Source organism: Micromonospora sp. MGP-C2 (assembly GCF_057766525.1).
The window spans coordinates 447,086-464,950 of the sequence record NZ_JBYMEN010000002.1 but is presented as its reverse complement, the minus strand read 5'-3'; the positions used below and the strand labels follow the sequence as shown (position 1 = coordinate 464,950).

Here is a 17,865-nt window from a genome sequence, read left to right as displayed (position 1 = left end):
GACTACCGCGAACTCATGACCGGCCGAACCGCGTCTTGCCACCAACCCGTGCCCTGACGTACGGGTGGGCGCGCGAGCGAGGCCCGGTGATCTGCCCGCCGGTGGCATCATCGTTCGATGAACGTTCGTCGCCTGGCGGCCGTCGACATGCACGGCACCCGAGGCACCGCCCGCCGACGGCGCATCATCCTGGCCGAGTTCCTGGTCGGTGTGGTTGCCATGGTGGCGTTGGGCATCTGGTTGCTGGCGTCGTCGAGCGGCCTCGGCAGCCGGGCGATCGGCCTGTGGTTCACCGGGGCGGGGCTCAACTACGCGCCACTGTCCATCCACGCGATCGCACTGACGAGGCCCGGCGCCCTCGACGCCGAACTCACCGGTGTCGACATCGACCGGGACCTGCGCCGCTACAGCGTTCTTCAACTGTGGGTCTTCGTGCCGCTCGCACTGGTCATCTTCGCCGTACGCGACGCGCTCGCCCGGCGTCGGGCGGCTCAATGAGGCCCCGAACCCGGTCGATCATGGAGTTGTGGTGGTCCGCAAAAGCCACAATTAATCCCCGGACGGGCACCACAACTTCATGATCGACCAGCGTCAGTCCGTGTTGCCGTTGTCGTACGTCGTCTGGTGGCGGCGGATCTCGGCATGATGGTCGGCCGACCAGGCCGCCAGGGCCAGGACGGTGGAGAGCAGTGACCTGCCCAGCTCGGTGAGGGCGTACTCGACGCGGGGCGGAACCTCGGGATATGAGGTCCGGGTGACGAGGCCGGTGCGCTGGAGGTGCTTCAACGTCAGCGTCAGCATGCGCTGCGAGATGCCGGGGATCGCGTCACCCAGATTCGAGTAGCGGACCGGCCCGTCGGCGAGCGTGCCGATGATCAGCACACTCCATTTGTCGCCGACGAGGTCCAGGACCTCGCGGATGAAGTCGGCATCGTCGTCGTTCCAGTGCGCACAGGGCCCCGGAACTGCCCGGACGTTAGCCCGGACGTTGGTGCGCCTGCGCCGAAGATCCCCTGCGCTCATCCCCTGCCACCTCTCCGTCAGCCCCTTGCCACGAACATGAATGTACCTTTTGTGGCCTTCCAATTCTCATGCATGATGGCGTTACGAACAAGAAGTGAGAATAGAGGAGGAGTGCCATGAAGATCGAGTTCTGGTCGGACATCGTCTGCCCGTACTGCGGGCTGATGGACCACCGGCTCCACCAGGCCCTGGACCAGTTCCCGTACGGCGATCAGGTGCAGGTGGTCCACCGGTCCTTCCAGCTTCACCCCGACCTGCCCCGCGAGGGCGTCAGTCAACGAGAGTTGATCACGATGGCCGGGGCCCCCGCGACGACCGTCGACCGGGTCCTGCGGCCCATCGAACGGGCCGCCGAGGCAGAGGGCCTGACTCCCTACCACGCGGTGGACCGCACGCTCGGGCCGACTGACCTGGCCCACGAACTGCTCGCCTACGCGACCGACCAGGGCCGCGGCACCGAGATCTGGACGGCGATGTTCCGCGCGCACTTCGGGCAGGCCCGCAAGCTGTGGACCGCCGAGGAGGTCCTCGACTTCGCCGCCGAGGTGGGCCTGGACCGCGCCGACGCCGCTGAGGCCCTGCGCAGCCGCCGCTACCGCGCCCGGGTGGCGACCGACCAGCGCGAGGCAGAACGCCTCGGGGCACGTGGCGCGCCCTTCCTCGTGTTCGACGGCCGCTTCGCCGTTCCCGGGGCGATCGGCATCGACGACCTGCTCGCGGTCATCGCCAAGGCGTGGGCCGAGAGCCATCCCACGCCACAACCACTGCCGACCCTTGCCGGCACCGGTGACGTGTGCACCCCGGACGGCTGTGCCGCACCCGACCGCACCAGCTGAGCCGCCCGCGCCCGTCGATCATGGACTTGTGGTGGGTGACAAGAGCCGCGACCCGTCTGCAAACGGGCACCAAATCCATGATCGGCCCCGATCATCGGGTCAGGCCGACGAGCGTGGCCGGTCGCCACGCCGGGCCGCCGGACCTCGGCCGACGCGCTGGTCACTCGCCTGAAGGTACGCCCGCGCGGCGTCGGCAGGACAGCGCTGTGAAACTCGATCGGCCGCCGGCGTCCATTAGGAAAGGATGGCTGAATGGATGCTCAGTTGCTCACGGCGGTGCAGGCCGGCGATACCGAGTCCGTCGAGAAGCTGTTGCGGACGGCGCCGGCGGACGCGCTCGCGGGTGACGAGGGCAGCAGGCTGCTCCGTGCGGCGGCGTTCGCCGGTGACGCTGATGTCGTCGCCAGTTTGCTCGACGCCGGGGTCGATCCGGCCCGCCCGTGGGAGGACGGCGTCGATCCGGTGTCCTGGGCGGCCGACTTCGGAGCGTACGAGGTCCTGTGGGAGCTGACGTACAGCGGCTCACCGTGGCGTAAGCAGGTCCCACAGCACCTGACGCGCGGTGCACTGGAGATCGCCCGAGCGTGGCTGAGCCTCGACCCGGAGTTGGACCTGCGTCGTCGGCTCAGTGCGCATCAGGACGAGCCGGCCTTCGTCGAGCATGTGCGGATCGCGATCCGGCACGAGTGGCCATGGCCGCAGGCGACCAGGATCCGGGTGACCCTCGCCGACGGGCGCAAGGCCGAGACGCAGATCGCCCATCGGGCGATCATCACCCATCTCGAAGATCAGTTCGACATACCTGTCTCTCGCGACGAGTTGTTGGCCCGTGCCCTTTTCTACGCGGACCCGGAGTCGTGCGACTGGAGCCAAGCCCAGGTCGTCCTGGCGCAGCATCGGGGTGCTGAGGACAGTTTCCGCTGGGCTGCCGACCTTGTGGCACACCCGTCAGTGGGCACAAGGAGATTCGCCACCGAGCTGTTGCACTCTTTGGGCTGCCAGGAGCAACCCTTGAAGGCGCAGGCGCTGGAGGTGCTCAGGACACGAATGCACGCCGAAGAGGATCAGATCGCCCTGAACAACGTGATCGGTGCGTTCGCTGAGTACACCGACCATGGTGACCTGACGGACGTCCTGCACCATGCTGGTCACCCCGACCCGATCATCCGTGGACACGTCGCTGGCGTGCTCGGCAACGCCATCGGCGAGCACCCGCGCCTGGGGATGTACGCAAATCCGTCTTCGAAGACGTTCGACACGCCGCCGAACGTGGTGGCGACGGTCGTCCAACTCGCGTCGGACGGCGACGGCGGAGTCCGCGCCAGCGCTCTGTCCATCTTGGCTGAGTCGGGCATCGACACTCCGGCGATTCGCGAACTGCTGGCCGCGCACCTGACCGACGACCATCTGAACGCACGGTTCTACGCAGCCCTTGGCCTCGCTGTTCGCGGGGATCGGCACGGCCTTGAGGTGCTACGCCAAATGGGTTCCGAACTGGGTCCCACAGACTCGCGCCGATGGCAGGTGTACGACGTGGAGAGGATCCTGGAAGGTCGCGCCACCGCCAAAGGGTAGGGATGGGGGTCGCCTGCTCACCCCGTGGTGACGGCGCTCCTCGGCGTGGGGCTGATTCCCGCTACCGCCAAGGCGAGTAGCCGGTTCGCTTCGGCGGCAGGATCCCGATGGCGTTCCGTGGCCAGGGCGATGCCGGTGATCAGCGCGAGCAGATGGCTGATGGTGACGTCGCCCCGCGCCCGGTGGGCCGTCGTTGGCTCCGACACACCACGGCTCCGACGCACCACCTAGCTCGACAGGACGCGGCGCAACGCGTCCGGCACTTCGACAACCTCGACCTCACGGGGCTTTTCGATCTTGACCGGCTTGCCGAAGTCGGAGAACGTGGCCGTGCTCGCGTAGGTCGGCAGCATGACCGTCAGCGACGTCAGGTAGCCCTGAGCGTCCACCGACGCCTCGTACGGCACGGACTGCGACACGCCACCGTGGTGCTCCAACTGCTCAGCCGTCGCTGGCAGGAGGCCCCGGGACACCCCGGCTGGCGCCACGGTGAAGTCGAGCTGGCCGGTGTAGGTGCCCTCACCCGTACGCGTGGCGGCCGTCATCGCCGCGGAGAGGCCCTTGATCCCCGCGGGGTCGAACGTGTCCCCCAGATGCAGCAGGGACGCCGTGGCGAACTCCGACGTCCGGAACCAGATGAACTTCGTCGGGTCCAGGTTTGGCAGGTAGGTACTGCCCAGCGTTCTCCATGCGTCGTCGCCGACCACCCGCACTTTGGACTCGACGGTCTCGCCGTCGGCACCCGTGGTGACCGTGAGGGTCAGTGCTCTGCCGGCCGGGTCGGTGTCCCCGACGACCTCGACGTTGGGCACGCTCAACGTCACGTGCGCCGGCACCCCGGCGGTCCTGGCGGCTGCGGCACGCACCTGCGCAAGCGGGTCAGCAGGGGTCGGTTCCGGCAAGGCGTCACCGCCCGAGTCGCAGCCGGCCACCAGCACGAGCAGGCCGACGAGCAGCCATCTGCGAACCATGATCGAACTCCCCGTTGATCGACGACCGGCGCAGCCTACCGATCCTGCCGGTCGATCAGGGGGTTGTGGTGGGGCAGGAAAGTCGCGATCCATCCCCGATCGGGCACCACACCTGCATGATCGACCACCTCAGGCCGACGAAGGTGGCCAGTCGCGCCACGCCGGCCGGCGCCGGGGGTGCGCGGGCGATCATGGCGATCAAGGTACGCGTCAACGGCCAGCACCGAACCTCAGCCGGCCCGACGCTGTCCGCGTCCGTGTGCCTCGCCGTCAGGCACAGCGGGCCAACGCCTAGCGAGCGGCCTTGTCACTGAGGGACCGCGGGTACCGGAAGGCGCTCAGCAGTGCGGTGACGACACCAGCCGCCAACAGGACCCTCACCACGTTGTACACCACCGTGTCGCCCGTGGAGTGCGGCGGGAAGACGTCCTTGACGAGCCAGCCCACGCCCAACCCCAGCCCGATGCAGGCGTACATCGCGGCCCGCAGGCGTGGAAGGTGCTGCGGGCGGCCGAAGATCAGGGGCACCGTCGTGCCGCCACGGCTCTTGACGAGCAGAACGGCGGCCATGGCCAGGTTGGCGGCGGCGCAAACGACGGCCAAGGCCACGTCCACGGAGTCCATGGGCCCAGACGCTAGCGCACCTGTGCGCCGTGGTCAGAGATCGAACAAGGTTGCACGGTTCGTACCGTGTTGGAACACTGCGGCGGTGCCTGGTCCTGTGCTCCCGCAACTCCTTCGGCCTCGTGCTCTGAGGCCCGGAGACCTCGTTGTCATCGCGTCGCTGTCCGGGCCACTGCAAGCCGTCTACGAGCCCGATCTCGATCAGTCGGTGGCCGTGCTCGAACGGATGGGATTCCGCGTACGCCGAGCACCGCTGCTCGAAGCGGGGCGTCACCATTGGTGGAGCGCGGGCACGCCGACGGAGATCGCCGCAGAGTTCAACGCTTTGCTGCGTGACCCTGAGGTGCGCGCCATCGTGGCGCATGACGGCGGTCAGACGGCGCTCGGCTACCTCGACCTGATCGACGTTGACGCGATCGTTGCCGATCCCAAGCCGATCCTCGGCTACAGCGACATCTCACTGCTGCATCTGGTGCTCTACGCACGCACGGGTCTGGTCGGGTTCCACGCCGACATGGCCACACCCGGGCTCGGCGGGGCATGGCAGCGTGCGCCCGCAGCGCGCCAAGCCGAGCTGGAAAAGCTCTACGTAACGCTGCTGACCGGAACGGAGGCGATCGGCACGCTGCCGATCACGCCGTCGTGGGAGTGCTGGCGGGCCGGTCGCGCCGAGGGCCCGCTGATCGGTGGGGTGCTCAATCGCATCATGCGGACGCAGGCGACGCGGTACGCGCTGCCGCTCGACTGGTTCGACGGCGCGGTGCTCTTCTGGGAGGAGATGGGCGGCTACGCGTCGTGGGTGTGGAGCGATCTGCAGGTGTTGCGGCACTGCGGCATCCTCGATCGGATCGCCGGCATGGTCGTGGGAGTCCCGCATGCAATCGACGGACTCGGGGCGCCCGACCAGTCTCCAACCCTGCCGGAGATAGTCCTCGACGTCCTCGGCAACCGTGACATCCCGGTCCTGGGCAACGTCGAGTTCGGACACGCCGGCCCGAATCTGCCGATGCCGGTCGGCATCCGCGTCGCCGTCGACGCGGGGCAGCGGACGTTGTCGCTGCTCGAACCGGCGGTGCGGCCGCACCCGACCACGGCATCGAGCCGCTGAGCCGATCAGAAGGCCCGCAGCCTCGATGTGCCCGCGGTCGGTTCAGGTTCTGGCAACCAACGCTGTGGCTGGCCACGTCCTCAACTAATCTATGGCTATCTATCACGTCAGTTCGAGGAGAGGAATCCCGATCGTGAACGTCGGTAACCGAACCCTTCCGCGACTCCTCTCCATCCTGCTGACTGTCGTGCTCGCCACCGGTCTGTCCCTGGTCGGTGCCGGGCCGGCGGCGGCCGGGCAGACCAGCCTGCGGGCCGCCGACCCGAGCGTGATCCGCGTCGGTGCCACCTACATCTCCGTCCAGTCGCTCAACGGCGGGATCGCCGTCCGGCAGGCGGCCTCCCCCGACGCGCTGGCCGCTGCAGCCGCGCGGCAGGTGTGGACGGACAGCCGCAACCTCGGTGAGGTCTGGGCCCCGGAGATCGTCACCGATGGTGGCCGCTACTACATCTACTTCTCGGCCGGGCGCGGCACCGCCCACCGCATGTACGCGATCCACTCGGCGTCACCGGCCAGCGGCTACACGGCTGAGCGCCAGCTCGCGCTGCCCGGCGGCAAGTGGGCCATCGACGGTAGCCTGTTCACCTTCAACGGGCAGCGGTGGTTCGTCTGGTCGGGTTGGGCCGGCGACGCGAACGTCGAGCAGAACATCTACCTCAGCCGGATGAGCGACCCGCTCACCCCGACCGGCAGCCGGTACATCATCTCCCAGCCACGCGAGAGCTGGGAGCGCGTCGTGGGCAACCCGTTCATCAACGAGTCCCCCGAGGCGATCAGGGACCCCAACGGGCAGCTACACATCGTCTACTCCGCCAACGGCAGTTGGAGTGACCAGTACTGCCTCGCCGACCTGAGACTGCGCGCCGGAGGCGACCCCACGTACGTGTGGGACTGGTACAAGTCGAACGGCTGCCTGTTCGGCTCGAACCGGGCCACCATGATGGCCGGTTGGGATCCCACCCTGTACGTGAACGGGCCCGGCCACCACAGCTTCGTCCTGCTCAACGGCGACATCGCCACGAGCCCGCCCGCCGGGCCGAGGTTCCCGCTGATGTACCACGGCGTACCCAAGGGCACCGCGTACTCCTGGGCGAACCGGCACTGGTATACGGGCACCTTCTGCTGGTGGGGCAACACCACCTACCGCCGCGCCAACGTGCCCGGCCCGACGGCCGACACCGGGTTCAGCATCAAGTTCTTCGAGTGATCCGGGCGCGCCAGCGGCCGACACCGAACCGCAGCCGACGTCACACTGTGGACGCTTCGGGTGCACCCGCTTGCGGCCGGTGACCGGGGCCTACCCGACGTCGACGGTGGCGGGTTGCCGTTCGGTGGGGCGCCGCCGCCGAACGGAGCGCAGGCCCACGTAGGCGACGGCACCGGACGCCAGGTACAGCACGGCCTGCACGTTGAGCACGAGCACGACGCTGAGCGCGTCTCCGAGCAGGCCGGCGGCGGCCATGCCCAGCCCCTGCGACGCGTTGTAGATCGCGAAGTAGGCGCCGAAGGCCCGGCCCAGCTCGGTGTCGGGCACGCTCTGTTGGATCTGCGCGAAGGCTCCACTGGCGTACGCGATTCCAGGCGCGCCGACCAGGATGAACAGCAGGATGTACCACTCGGGTTGACGGGTGACCGCCGGCCCGTTCCAGATGACCAGGCTGATCAGGGCGAACGTGGTCGCGCCGAGGCTCATCAGCAGCCGGGGACTGAGCCGCGCGCCAAGCATGCCGACGATGAGCCCGCCCGCCACCCCGCCGATCGCCTGGACGCCGCGCAGCACACCGGTGAGGGTGCCGTCGGCATCCAGCGCACGACTGACGAAGACGACGAAGAGCACCACGAACAGGCCCTGCGCGATGCCGCCGAGCGCCACGCTCAGAAGCGTCACCCGCACGACGCGGTTGCGTCGCATCGCCTTGAGGCCGGATCGCCACTCGGTGAGGAATGACGATGTACGGTCCGGAATCGCCTGTCCTGCGGCGTGGTGGTGCGCGGCCCGACGGCCGGCGGCGATCAGAGCTGCCGTGATCACGAAGGCCACGGCGCTGCCGACAGCCAGGTAGCGGGTGCCGTCGCGGGTGATCGCGAAGCCGCCCAGCGAACCTCCGATGAGCCGTCCCACACTGACGTTGAGCGCCACCACGCTGTTGGCGCGCACCAGGTGCGCGGGTTCGACGAGTCGTGGCAACGCGGCGTTGCGGGCGGAGTCGAACGTCTGGGTGAGCACCGCCTGGGCGCCTGCGACCAGGGAGATGACCCACAGTTGGTGGTCAGGTTGACCGAGCAGGGGAATCACCACCGCCGTCTGCAGCACGGCGACACAGCTCATGAGCCGGAAGCGATCGAATCGGTCGGCGAGAGCACCGGCGAACGATCCCAGGGTGACGCCGCACAGCAGCTCGACGAAGAAGACCGCGGAGGTGGTGAACGCCGAGCCGGTCACCCCGAACACGTAGATCGGCAGGCCGGTGAGCAGAAGCCAGCTCGCCACACTGGAGAAGAGCCCGGCAGCCCAGATCAGGACGAATCCGCGGTGTCGCAGCAGCGCCACCATCTAGATGAACTCAGGCGTCGGGTATGCCTGGAGGTTGAGGGTGACGGCCCGGGCGTCGCTCGGAGGCGCGTTGCGCAACGGACGCAGGTACGGCCGGATGACGGCGTCCAGGGTCAGCGTGAGGTGCCGTAGTTCCTCCGGGTTGAGCGAGAGCGTGTAGCTGTGGAAGGTGGCGCTCTCCTGCCACTCGTCGGTCAGCTTGTGCTGCTGATGCTGGTAGCGCTGCAGCGATCGGAACACCTCGTCGAATTCCAGGGCGGTCAGCGCCTCGTTGAGCTGCCGCCCCTCGGCATCATCGGGATCCGGGAGGAATTCGAGCCCGGTGGCGGCGGCACGCCACGGCCGGTCACGGCGGTTGGTCCCGTCGGAGTGGTCCCGCTCGATGAGGCCGTGGCGGGCCAGTTGATGCAGGTGGTAGCTGCAGTTCGATCCGGTGTCGTTCAGGGCCTCGGCGCACTGCGCAGCGGTCCTCGGGCCGGCGGCCAGCAGATAGCGCAGCAGCCGCAGGCGCAACGGGTGCGCAAGTGCACGCAGCTTGGTCGCGTCCCGGACGCGCAGCCGGCGTTCCGGCTCGTTCAGCTCCATGAGCACTCCTAAACGAAAGACTCCTTTCGTTTATACGCTCCATCGACATGCTTTCGCAAGAAGCCTTTCGGAAGCATGTGGCCCCGCCTGGAGGCCAACGGACGGCTCGGGTCGGTGGCGACATCAACTCGGGTTCCATGAAGTCGGGGTGTCCGAGGACCCGGAACACCCCGACTTCCATAAGGCGAGTGGATCGTGCCCGGCGCGGGAGGCGGCACCCCGACCAGGCCGGCGTTGCGCCGACCGGAACGTCCCGTCAGCCGGCCGTCAGTCCTCGGGTCGCCAGCTCGCTGAGCGACGCTGCGCCGTTACCGCCGAGCGCCGCACGAGCCACCGCCGGTCTGCGCAGCTCGAACCCCTCCACGAGGATCGTCGGCGATCCGGACCGGTGGCGGATCCCGTCGATCTCCTGCCGGTCCGGGTTGAACGGCAACGTCTTCCACTGGTTCGCGGTCTCCTGCCAGCCCGACGAGATGGCCGCGACCAGACCGTCGAGCATGCGCTCATAGTCTTGCGCACTGATCGCGCGGCCCATCCCGTACCGCTCGCGCAGGGCGAGAATTTGGCCGGTGGGCTCTCCGGAGTAGCTGTCGTTCACCCCGAGCCACCAGTGGGCGAAGTAGGTGCCCTGGTAGCCCTGGGCGAGGTAGCGCGCCCCGCCGTGGTGCACCTCGATGACGAAGTTGTGCACCTGCGGGAACTGGCAGTCGAGCAGCAGGACGGTTGCCGCGCTGGCCGGCCGGACGAGCAGCGCCTGCCTGAGCGCGTCGCCCTCCCCCGCCCCGTAGGTCCGGTTCGACACGCGCTGGGGATCGCCGCCCTTGCTGTGCAACTGCTCCCGAATTTGGAACGCGGCCATGCCGCAGTTGGCCCACCTGCGGCTCTCGTCGCGCAACTTGATCTGCCGGTCGTCGGTCCGTCCCGTGCTCGCCACCGCTACGCCGAGCTTCGCCAGATCGTCGTTACCGACGGCCTGGTCACGATGCCGTTGACTGGTGTCGGTGGCACGCGCGATCTCGCGCCGGGCGTAGCTCGTCGCGGCGGTGATGGCTTCGGCCCACGTTCCGAAGTTCTGGGAGGGCCGCAGCGCGCTCGCCGACCAGTTCACCATCGCGCTGACCACCTCCTGTCGCAGCTCAAGGGGCAGGAGCGGCGCGATCCTGGTCAGGATGTCGGCGCACGCCTTCTCGTCGGTTTCCAGGTTGGGGATCTGACCGCCCGGTGGATAGGTGTCCCGTTCCTCGGCGATGTTCAGCATCCGAACCTCCACTGTCCTTTGTGCACGGACCGCCCGTACGGCGAGCCGGGTTCTAGATTGAACCCTTCGTGACCGGGCGGACACGTAGCGTCGGACTTCTGTCCCGGGTCGTCACCACGGAACCGCAGCGCGAAACACGGAAGTCGTGCACGGCCGTGGCTGCGGCACCCCCGTTAGAGGCCGGCGAGCGTGAGCGGGTGCGCCCGACGAGGGTCGCCAGCCGCGCCAGGCTAGCCGGCGCCGAACCTGCGGCGGTTGCGCCTGCTGGCGGACGCCGAGATCCAGGATGGACCATGAACGCATGACCTCTGAATCACCCGCGTACGCGGTGCCGGGCGTCGAGTCCGAGGACCCCACCAACACCCCGGGCTACTTCTTCTACCGAGTCGACCGACTCGCCGGCTTCCCCCGGTCGCCGCCGCCATCGGCCGCACCCCGAGCGTCCTGCCGGCGATCTGCTCGGACGACAGCGCGATGCGGGAGGCTTTCGCCCAGAGCCGCGGCGCGCTCTGCCGGCAGCTCTGGGTCGGCAGCGACGACGGGCTGCACTGGGAGTTGAGCTTCGGCGACGGCGTGAAGTTCATCGTCGACCCCGGGGACGAGCCCGTGGACTTCCTCCGGGACGCGCTCGTGGCGCAGCCGGGCGTCAGCTCAGCCGAGCACTACTGCGACGAGAACTTCACTGTCGAGACGACCCGGGTGCTGCGCGCCGACGAGATGGCCGCCTACTTCATCGATACGGTCGTCACCGCCCACCGCGAGTTCGCCCGCAGCCAGGGCATCGACCTGCCGCACTGAGACACCAGCGGACGAGACGGTCCCGCCGGCCACCGCGAAGCTCACCAGGATCGCGCCGGCCAGCGGCACGGCCACCGCGACGGCGAGGGCCCGCCGTCGATGTGACCCGCCGGTCAGCACCACGATCAGCAGACCCAGCGCAACATCGATGGCCACGTTCCACCACACGTCGGCGCCATGGTCGGGGTCGGTCGCCTTGCCGGCGAACCGCGCCGCCTCCTCGAAGAACACGGCGGCCGGCAGCGCGACCCCGACGACCTGCCGCCACCCCTCACCACGCGCCCACGTCCCGCCGGTGCCGAAGACCACTCCGGCGAGCACGCCGAAAACCATCCAGACCAGCGACGACGGTGCCCAGAGCACAGCGAGGTCGTCGCCCTGCAGGAGCGCCGCCGCCAGGTAGTAGCTGGGCACCGCGACGACGAGCAGGACGGCGGCACCGAGTGCCGAACGCAGCCACCCGGACCGCGCCCAGTAGCCGAAGAAGAAGGCAGCGACCGCCCAGGTCGCTGTGGAGTTGCCGAGTTCCGCGAAGGGATACGGCAGCCACTTGATCCAGCAGAAGTCGAGAAAGCCGAGCAGGAATCCGCCCACCACGGAGGCGAGCGCCACCGCCCGATCGCCAGGTCGCATGGCCGCAGAGCATACCGAGTATGCCCCCACCGAACTGGTCGGCCCCTCCCCCACCAAGCCGCAGACCGTCAACGGGTGAGGCCGACGAGCGTGGCCAGTCGCGCCACGCCCGGCCCGGTCGGCCAGCTCGTCGGCGCGGCGGGCGTCGCCGCAGCCGATGGCTGCCAACGGCCTGCACCCACAGCCGACTCCCGGCGATCACCCCGACCACGGTGACCGCCCTCGCTCCCGTGATCAAGAGGTTTGCGGGCAGTTTGATCTCCAACAGTCCCGCAAATCTCTTGATCACCAAGGCCGGGCAGGGGTGGGAGGATGCGGTTCCCGTCGCTCACCTTCACCACCCCGAGCGGCGTCATCTTAAGAAAGTTAAGATCAAACTCTTGTAAGTTAAGAATTTCAGCGCTACAAATTGTGTATGACAGAGCAGGCGATGGACTGGCAGGAACTCACCAGCCTGACGCGAGGGCAGCCGTTCGTCGTCGAGCGGGTGCGCCTGGCGAGCAACGGCGTCGCGATCGAGGGCGAGTTCGAGCCACCCCAACTGGCTCAGCTCAACATCGAGGATCAGGTCTTCGTCACGGCGTTCGTGCGCTGCCACGGTTCGATCAAGGAGATGGAACGCATCTTCGGGGTGAGCTACCCGACGATCAAGTCACGACTCAACCGGATCACGCAGATGCTCGACTTCGTCGAGACCGACCCGGCGCCGTCGCGGGCCGACATCATCGACAGGCTGCGCCGCGGTGAGATCACCGCACAGCAGGCCCCGCCGCAGCAGAGCACAGGTGAACTGCCGATCTGAAGTTTAGCCACTCACCAGCAAACCAGCGGAGGGACCACTCGGACGGGTGGTCTCTCCGCTGGCATCCCGGACGGGTCGGCTGGGACAGCCGACGACAGGGGCGGCGCACGTCGCGGCCACCCGGGGTGGCTCGCCCGTTCAGCCCTTGGCCTGGCTGCGGCGGACCCGCCGACGGGGCTTCTCGTCGCCGCTGGCAAGCCGGGTGAAGGTGAGCATGTTCGCCAGCGCCACGGCGATGATCGCGACGCCGACCTGGATCGCGAGCACGACCCAGTCCCAGCGCAGCACCCACACCTTCACGCCGGCTCCGTCGTCGATATCGAGCGCCCGGGCAACCACGGTGCCCAGCACCGCCGAGCCGACGCCGATGACGAACGTGGCGAAGAAACCGATCCGCTGCCTCCCCGGCAGGATGAGTCGGCCGAGCAGACCGACGAGCGCACCGATGAGCACCGCGCCGAGATAGCCAGTTACCAGCATTGCCGAATCTCCCCTCCAGCAGTGCCCAGGTACATGCCCGAATCTCACGTTCGGGGAAACCCTCGCTCGATCGTGGTCTGGTTCAGGGCTTGCGGGCAGCTGGTCGCTGGCGCAGGGTAAGCGCGCACAGCACGCCTCTGATCAGGGCCGCGGACATGTCCCCTCGATCCACTACGCTGCTGGATCTATCCCACGTGACCGAAGGACGCACATGGCCCGCCCCTACAGTCCCGGACCGAAGCAGTTCGTCTTCGCCGTCGGTGATGGCAACGATCAACACGTCTCCGTGGGCGACCCTCAAGAGGCCTACGTGGCGTTCTCCGCGTTCTTCCGGGGTCGAGAGTTTGACACCTACACCATCACTGACGAAGCGGCAAGGCAGAGTCTGGTACTCATGCCCCGTCTGGGTGTGATCTCCCGGATCAAGGATGCGGACCAACCTCGGTCGGAACACCTACGGGTCGACAGGGCCAACCGCTACCTTCCGAGCGCGATGCTGTTCTTCGAGAACGGATATGCCGGCCTCGACCACTTCGGCCAGTGGTTCTCCGACCTCTCCGACCTCGACGCGTCGCCGGAGACCCGCGGTGCCGCCCGCGCCGCCACGTTCACGACGGAAGCAGCGGCAATCGAAGAAGTCGGCCGGATCTGGGCAGATTCCGGCGTCGTCGACCCGAGCGACAAGCATTACGTCTTCTTCGACTCGCATGATGTCGACGATGACCGAGCCGATCGAGCCGAACTTCTCCAGTTGATCGAGTTCCTCGGGCTCGAACGGGTCGACGCCCCGGCCGGGGCCGTCGGGGGCGAAGTCTGGGTGCGTACCGACCCACGCCTCGAGGTCGAATGTGCACGGTGGTCGTGAAAGATGAGAGACATCTTCCGGACCTGTGGCCGACTTGCCGACCGCTGACGGCGCTGGGCTCGCTACCCGGTGCAGCGCTCTGACTTCTCCAGGTCAGCGAGCATCGCTGCGGCTTGCGCAAGCTGCCCTTCGTGGAACACCGGTATGCCGTGACGTAGCAGTTCCTCTGCGGCTACTCCCCGTCCGGGCACGGTACGGCCGGTGAATGAGCCGTCATAGATCACGCTACTGCCGCAGGTTGGGCTGCCGTCGACAAGGATCGCGAGCGCAACGCCTGCCTCTACCGCCCGGTCCAGTGCTCGTCGAGCGGCGAGCCTAAACAGGTTGGTGACGTGGCCGACGCCGAGGGCAACGAGGCGTGCGTCGCCACCTGGGTCGGCCGCGCATAGCAGGACGGCGAGGTTTCACCTCGTGAGCCCGACCAGCGTGGCGAGTCGCGCCACGCCGGCCGGCGCCGGTTGCGCGCGAGCAACCTCGGCGATCACGGTACGCGCCAACGGCCGGCACCGAACTTCAGCCGGCGCGACACTGTCCGCGTCCACCAGGGCGCGGGCAGCGCCGCGCAGGTCACCCACCTGGAGGTACGCCCGCGCGACATCAACCAGGTACGCGCCCCGATACTCGGCCGGCAACCGCCGGAACGCCTCCCGCCGCACCACGTTCACGTGCCGTTGCAGCGCCTCGTCGGCGTCACCCCGTTGCGCCGCTGACAGCACCCGCGCCAGGTCCACGGCGATCGACCCGAAGCTGGTGCGGTGCGTGTCGTCGTGCCCCCGAAGGTTGGCGGCGACGCCCGCGGCCCGGTCGGTCAGCTCGTCGGCACGGCGGGCGTCGCCGCAGCCGGCGGCGGCCAGTGCGGCCTGCACCAGCAGCGTCCCGCCCACGCCCCGCTCCCCCGCCGACCACCCCCGGCCCTCGCCCCCGCGATCATGGGGTTGGCGGGTGGTTCGATCTCCATCCGGCCCGTCAACCCCATGATCACCGAAGCGGGAGGGGGTCGGGTCGGTGGTGGGCGGGAGGATGCGGTTCGCGGCGGCGAGGGTCGCGGCCAGGGCCAGGCGGTCGCGGTTTGACGCGCGCAGCGCTTGGGCTACCGAGATGGCCGCCGTTGCCGCCAGGATCGGGTCGTCGCCAGCGGCGGCCATCGCCCGGTCGGCGGCCAGCCACCCGAGGTCGGCCTCGCCGAGCTTCACCAGCAGCGACGAGGTGATCCGGTACGCCTGCACCAGCACCTCCGCCGACCGCGCGCCCTGGGCGGCGTCGAGCAGACCCGGCAACACCCGCATCAACTGCCCGTAGTGCGCATGCTGGTAGGTCAACCAGGCATACCCGACCTGCCTCCTGACTTCCTCAATCGTCTGGGCCGGGGCCTGCGGGATGTCGTAGCGGGCGAGCCCGGATGTCGTCCACCCCGTCCGGAGGGCCGGCAGGCGTCGGCCGCTGCTCGCCGAGCAGCACCTCCGGGTCGACCCGCAGGACGTCGGCCAGTTCCTGGATCACCGAGTACCGGTCCAGGGCCCGCACGCCCCGCTCCACCTTGTCCACCCAACTCTTCGACCTGCGCAGTCGATCGGCAAGCATCTGCTGCGTCATCGACCGCCGCACCCGCCAGCGGGCCACCCGGCGGCCGATCGGGAGGTCATCGCTGGTCACGCCGCCACCGCCGGTCCGGGACCGCGCGGGTCGTGTCGTCTATGGGTACGCGCTCCGCCTCGGCCTGGGCGAGGAGGCGCTGTTTGGCAGCCTCCCGCTCGGCCGCCTCACCCGTGTTATCCGGAGCCTTGTCGTCCTGACTGCTCATGCCCGCCTCCTCCGTAGAGGCCCAGCGGTGATGCTCGGGATCGATCACCGCCGCACCAGGCCACGGGACGTGCTTGCGTCCCAAACCGGACGATAGGGCCGATTGGTGATGGCTCGATTACTGGCGGTTATGCGGCTAGGTTGATGCCGATGCGGCCGGCCAGCAGCCGAAGCTCGTCGGGGATGGCTCGACGCTGGGCGCGCTGGGCCAGGGTCACTACGGCATCGCGGGCGAGGGGGTTGATAGCGAACGGGATTGGTGCTGCCCGCTCGGCCTGCACGAACGCGGCGAGGGCTTCGGCATCCCGACGGCCGCCGTCCGCAAGGGCGCGACCGAGGTCGAGCCAGTAGGACTGCTGGCGGATCGACGCCGCGAGCACCTGCGGTCGGACCGTCCGAGACAGCTCAATAACCCGGCCGGACTCACCCTGCTCGGCCGCAATGGACATCTCCCATAGCCCGACATTGGTTGGGCCGAACCCACAGCCGTTGAAGCCCGCGCCGTCGACCGGATCCCCCAGCGTTGCCGCCTCGCGCGCTGCCTCGGCAAGGTGATCGCGCGCTACGTCCAATCGACCGCAGACTGTCGAAGTCAACGCGGCCGACAGATGGAGCTGTCCGAGCATCTGTCGCACCCGCTCGTCGGCGGCGTCAGCTTGCAGCTCGGTCAGTGACCGGTCGGCGGCACGGGCCGCGATCGGTGCGGACTCAATCGGCAGGCTTTGCGCGTAGGCGAAGCGGGAGGCCGCGATCCATGCCGGGTCCTCGGTGTCCTCTGCGACCGCCCCAGCGAGCCGGGCGGCATTGAGGGCCAAGTGGCGGTAGCCGAGGTTCCGCAGGCAGGTGGCGGCTTGGTAGGCGACCTGGACGAGCACGGTGCCACCTACGGCGGCGGATTCCAGCAGGAGATGTGGGAGCAGACGGGCCATTGCCTGGTAGTTGCACGAGGTGCGGAGCTGTTCGGCGCGGGCGATCTCGGCCGCCAGGCGATCTGTCGTGTAGGTCGACGGGCGGCGCTCGCCGTCCTCGATCTCGATCAGGGCTGACCAGATCGCTGGTACGCACTCAGCGGCGCTCTCGCGGGCCGGATCGCCGGACTCGGTACCCTGGCCGAGTAGGTCAGCCACCGTGACCTGGAGTGCGGCCGCGAGAGCGACCAGAGTGGAGCGACGGTCGATGGTCTTCCGACCCGACTCGATCTGCGAGACGTACGACTGAGTGACGCCAGCAAGCCCGGCGAGGACGGCCTGGGTCATCCCGCCACGGCGCATCCGCCAGTACCTGATCCTGGCACCGATGGTGTCCGCCTTCTTCACCATGCCTTCACCCGCTCCGAGAGAACTGGGGTAGCGGCCTCGGGCCACTACTTCCGCATTCTTCGACGCTACCCCGGGAGAGCGTCCTAACCGCGACGCTGAGCCTCTGTGACGCGCCATCCCAACGCCTTCCCAGCACGCGCCGCTGCGCCAGCTTTGGCTAACGTCGCTGGTATGGCCGGGACGGAAGCAGCGCGCTGCCTGGCACGCCAGCCTAGCTGCAATCCACGCAGCGGCAGCGGCCGTCATCACTGACCCAGGTTGGCGACGTTCTGTTTAAAGCCAACCTTTCACGACCACTGGGCCTTTTCGAACGACTATTTGGACGAGGGTGAGCGCCCGCATGAAGCCTGTGCCCGCCAGATCCAAGATGAGTTGGGGGTCACGGTGGTGGTTGGCGACTTGCTCTTCGTGGACCGGGTACCGCCCGCCGGGCAGCGGTTCCACGCGATCACCAGCCTCCGTTCGAAGCGGACCGTGGCGGGGCACGACGGTTTCAGTGTGCGGATACGGGGGTTGGAGGACGCCGCCTCTGCTCAGCGGACGAAGCCGCCCCGCGCCTGCCCGACACCGACGCTCGGAGAATCCGCTCGGCGATGGAGGCGCGAGGCAAAAGGACTAAACGCTTCCCTTGCCG

Annotated in this window: 19 protein-coding genes and 1 pseudogene; 7 read left to right on the top strand and 13 right to left on the bottom strand. The window is 68.5% G+C overall.

Annotated features, from left to right (window positions below; all coding sequences use genetic code 11):
• Nucleotides 1-117 precede the first annotated feature (117 nt).
• Complete coding sequence (locus AC3CF1_RS01675) at nt 118-498, top strand: hypothetical protein (RefSeq protein ID WP_488449371.1); 381 nt, start codon at nt 118-120, stop codon at nt 496-498.
• Between the two features lie 93 nt (nt 499-591).
• Here the strand turns inward: AC3CF1_RS01675 and AC3CF1_RS01670 are convergent, their stop codons facing one another.
• Nucleotides 592-1,023 (bottom strand): winged helix-turn-helix transcriptional regulator, encoded by a 432-nt coding sequence (locus AC3CF1_RS01670; RefSeq protein WP_488449370.1) that lies wholly within the window; start codon nt 1,021-1,023, stop codon nt 592-594.
• A gap of 116 nt (nt 1,024-1,139) precedes the next feature.
• Here AC3CF1_RS01670 and AC3CF1_RS01665 point away from each other — a divergent pair, with 116 nt between their 5' ends.
• Together AC3CF1_RS01665 and AC3CF1_RS01660 are read left to right on the top strand one after the other, a co-directional pair.
• The gene (locus AC3CF1_RS01665) at nt 1,140-1,859 is read left to right on the top strand and encodes a DsbA family oxidoreductase (protein WP_488449369.1); all 720 of its coding nucleotides are present in this window, start codon (nt 1,140-1,142) and stop codon (nt 1,857-1,859) included.
• Between the two features lie 408 nt (nt 1,860-2,267).
• Nucleotides 2,268-3,434, top strand: coding sequence for a HEAT repeat domain-containing protein (locus AC3CF1_RS01660; RefSeq protein WP_488449368.1), 1,167 nt, complete (start codon nt 2,268-2,270; stop codon nt 3,432-3,434).
• A 17-nt stretch (nt 3,435-3,451) separates the two neighbouring features.
• On the opposite strand, the gene AC3CF1_RS01655 is transcribed toward AC3CF1_RS01660, so the two are convergent.
• The 3 genes from AC3CF1_RS01655 to AC3CF1_RS01645 all read right to left on the bottom strand — a co-directional run bounded on the left by AC3CF1_RS01655 (nt 3,452) and on the right by AC3CF1_RS01645 (nt 5,029).
• Nucleotides 3,452-3,640, bottom strand: coding sequence for an SbtR family transcriptional regulator (locus AC3CF1_RS01655; RefSeq protein ID WP_488449367.1), 189 nt, complete (start codon nt 3,638-3,640; stop codon nt 3,452-3,454).
• 21 nt (nt 3,641-3,661) lie between these two features.
• Complete coding sequence (locus AC3CF1_RS01650; protein ID WP_488449366.1) at nt 3,662-4,405, bottom strand: LolA-like protein; 744 nt, start codon at nt 4,403-4,405, stop codon at nt 3,662-3,664.
• A 291-nt stretch (nt 4,406-4,696) separates the two neighbouring features.
• Nucleotides 4,697-5,029, bottom strand: a complete 333-nt coding sequence (locus AC3CF1_RS01645) for a hypothetical protein (RefSeq protein ID WP_488452156.1) — start codon at nt 5,027-5,029, stop codon at nt 4,697-4,699.
• On the opposite strand from AC3CF1_RS01645, the gene AC3CF1_RS01640 reads away from it, so the two are divergent.
• Both AC3CF1_RS01640 and AC3CF1_RS01635 read left to right on the top strand, forming a co-directional pair.
• Nucleotides 4,974-6,137 (top strand): S66 peptidase family protein, encoded by a 1,164-nt coding sequence (locus AC3CF1_RS01640; protein ID WP_488449365.1) that lies wholly within the window; start codon nt 4,974-4,976, stop codon nt 6,135-6,137. The genes AC3CF1_RS01645 and AC3CF1_RS01640 overlap by 56 nt on opposite strands.
• Before the next feature lie 133 nt (nt 6,138-6,270).
• Nucleotides 6,271-7,344, top strand: a complete 1,074-nt coding sequence (locus tag AC3CF1_RS01635; RefSeq protein WP_488449364.1) for a glycoside hydrolase family 43 protein — start codon at nt 6,271-6,273, stop codon at nt 7,342-7,344.
• Between the two features lie 90 nt (nt 7,345-7,434).
• On the opposite strand, the gene AC3CF1_RS01630 is transcribed toward AC3CF1_RS01635, so the two are convergent.
• The 4 genes from AC3CF1_RS01630 to AC3CF1_RS01615 form a co-directional block, all read right to left on the bottom strand.
• Nucleotides 7,435-8,691, bottom strand: coding sequence for an MFS transporter (locus AC3CF1_RS01630; protein ID WP_488449363.1), 1,257 nt, complete (start codon nt 8,689-8,691; stop codon nt 7,435-7,437).
• Nucleotides 8,692-9,276, bottom strand: a complete 585-nt coding sequence (locus AC3CF1_RS01625; RefSeq protein ID WP_488449362.1) for a winged helix-turn-helix domain-containing protein — start codon at nt 9,274-9,276, stop codon at nt 8,692-8,694.
• A 256-nt stretch (nt 9,277-9,532) separates the two neighbouring features.
• On the bottom strand, nt 9,533-10,534 hold the full coding sequence (locus tag AC3CF1_RS01620; RefSeq protein WP_488449361.1) for a hypothetical protein: 1,002 nt from the start codon (nt 10,532-10,534) through the stop codon (nt 9,533-9,535).
• A 651-nt stretch (nt 10,535-11,185) separates the two neighbouring features.
• Nucleotides 11,186-11,965: a DUF6518 family protein gene (locus tag AC3CF1_RS01615; RefSeq protein ID WP_488449360.1), complete on the bottom strand. Its 780-nt coding sequence runs from the start codon at nt 11,963-11,965 to the stop codon at nt 11,186-11,188.
• A 415-nt stretch (nt 11,966-12,380) separates the two neighbouring features.
• On the opposite strand from AC3CF1_RS01615, the gene AC3CF1_RS01610 reads away from it, so the two are divergent.
• Nucleotides 12,381-12,767 (top strand): DUF2089 domain-containing protein, encoded by a 387-nt coding sequence (locus AC3CF1_RS01610; RefSeq protein WP_488449359.1) that lies wholly within the window; start codon nt 12,381-12,383, stop codon nt 12,765-12,767.
• A 138-nt stretch (nt 12,768-12,905) separates the two neighbouring features.
• Here AC3CF1_RS01610 and AC3CF1_RS01605 read toward each other — a convergent pair whose 3' ends face one another.
• Nucleotides 12,906-13,247, bottom strand: coding sequence for a GlsB/YeaQ/YmgE family stress response membrane protein (locus AC3CF1_RS01605; protein WP_488449358.1), 342 nt, complete (start codon nt 13,245-13,247; stop codon nt 12,906-12,908).
• A gap of 211 nt (nt 13,248-13,458) precedes the next feature.
• Here AC3CF1_RS01605 and AC3CF1_RS01600 point away from each other — a divergent pair, with 211 nt between their 5' ends.
• Entirely contained in the window at nt 13,459-14,112 is a 654-nt protein-coding gene (locus AC3CF1_RS01600; protein WP_488449357.1) for a hypothetical protein, read from the top strand.
• Nucleotides 14,113-14,174: 62 nt separating this feature from the next.
• Here AC3CF1_RS01600 and AC3CF1_RS01595 read toward each other — a convergent pair whose 3' ends face one another.
• The 4 genes and pseudogenes from AC3CF1_RS01595 to AC3CF1_RS01580 all read right to left on the bottom strand — a co-directional run bounded on the left by AC3CF1_RS01595 (nt 14,175) and on the right by AC3CF1_RS01580 (nt 17,231).
• A complete protein-coding gene (locus tag AC3CF1_RS01595) occupies nt 14,175-14,435 on the bottom strand; it encodes a 2-thiouracil desulfurase family protein (protein WP_488452027.1) in 261 nt (86 codons plus the stop codon).
• A gap of 81 nt (nt 14,436-14,516) precedes the next feature.
• A pseudogene (locus AC3CF1_RS01590) lies at nt 14,517-15,705 on the bottom strand (helix-turn-helix domain-containing protein).
• Nucleotides 15,706-15,751: 46 nt separating this feature from the next.
• Nucleotides 15,752-15,913, bottom strand: coding sequence for a hypothetical protein (locus AC3CF1_RS01585; protein ID WP_488449356.1), 162 nt, complete (start codon nt 15,911-15,913; stop codon nt 15,752-15,754).
• 127 nt (nt 15,914-16,040) lie between these two features.
• Nucleotides 16,041-17,231 (bottom strand): helix-turn-helix domain-containing protein, encoded by a 1,191-nt coding sequence (locus tag AC3CF1_RS01580; RefSeq protein WP_488449355.1) that lies wholly within the window; start codon nt 17,229-17,231, stop codon nt 16,041-16,043.
• Between the last annotated feature and the right edge of the window lie 634 nt (nt 17,232-17,865).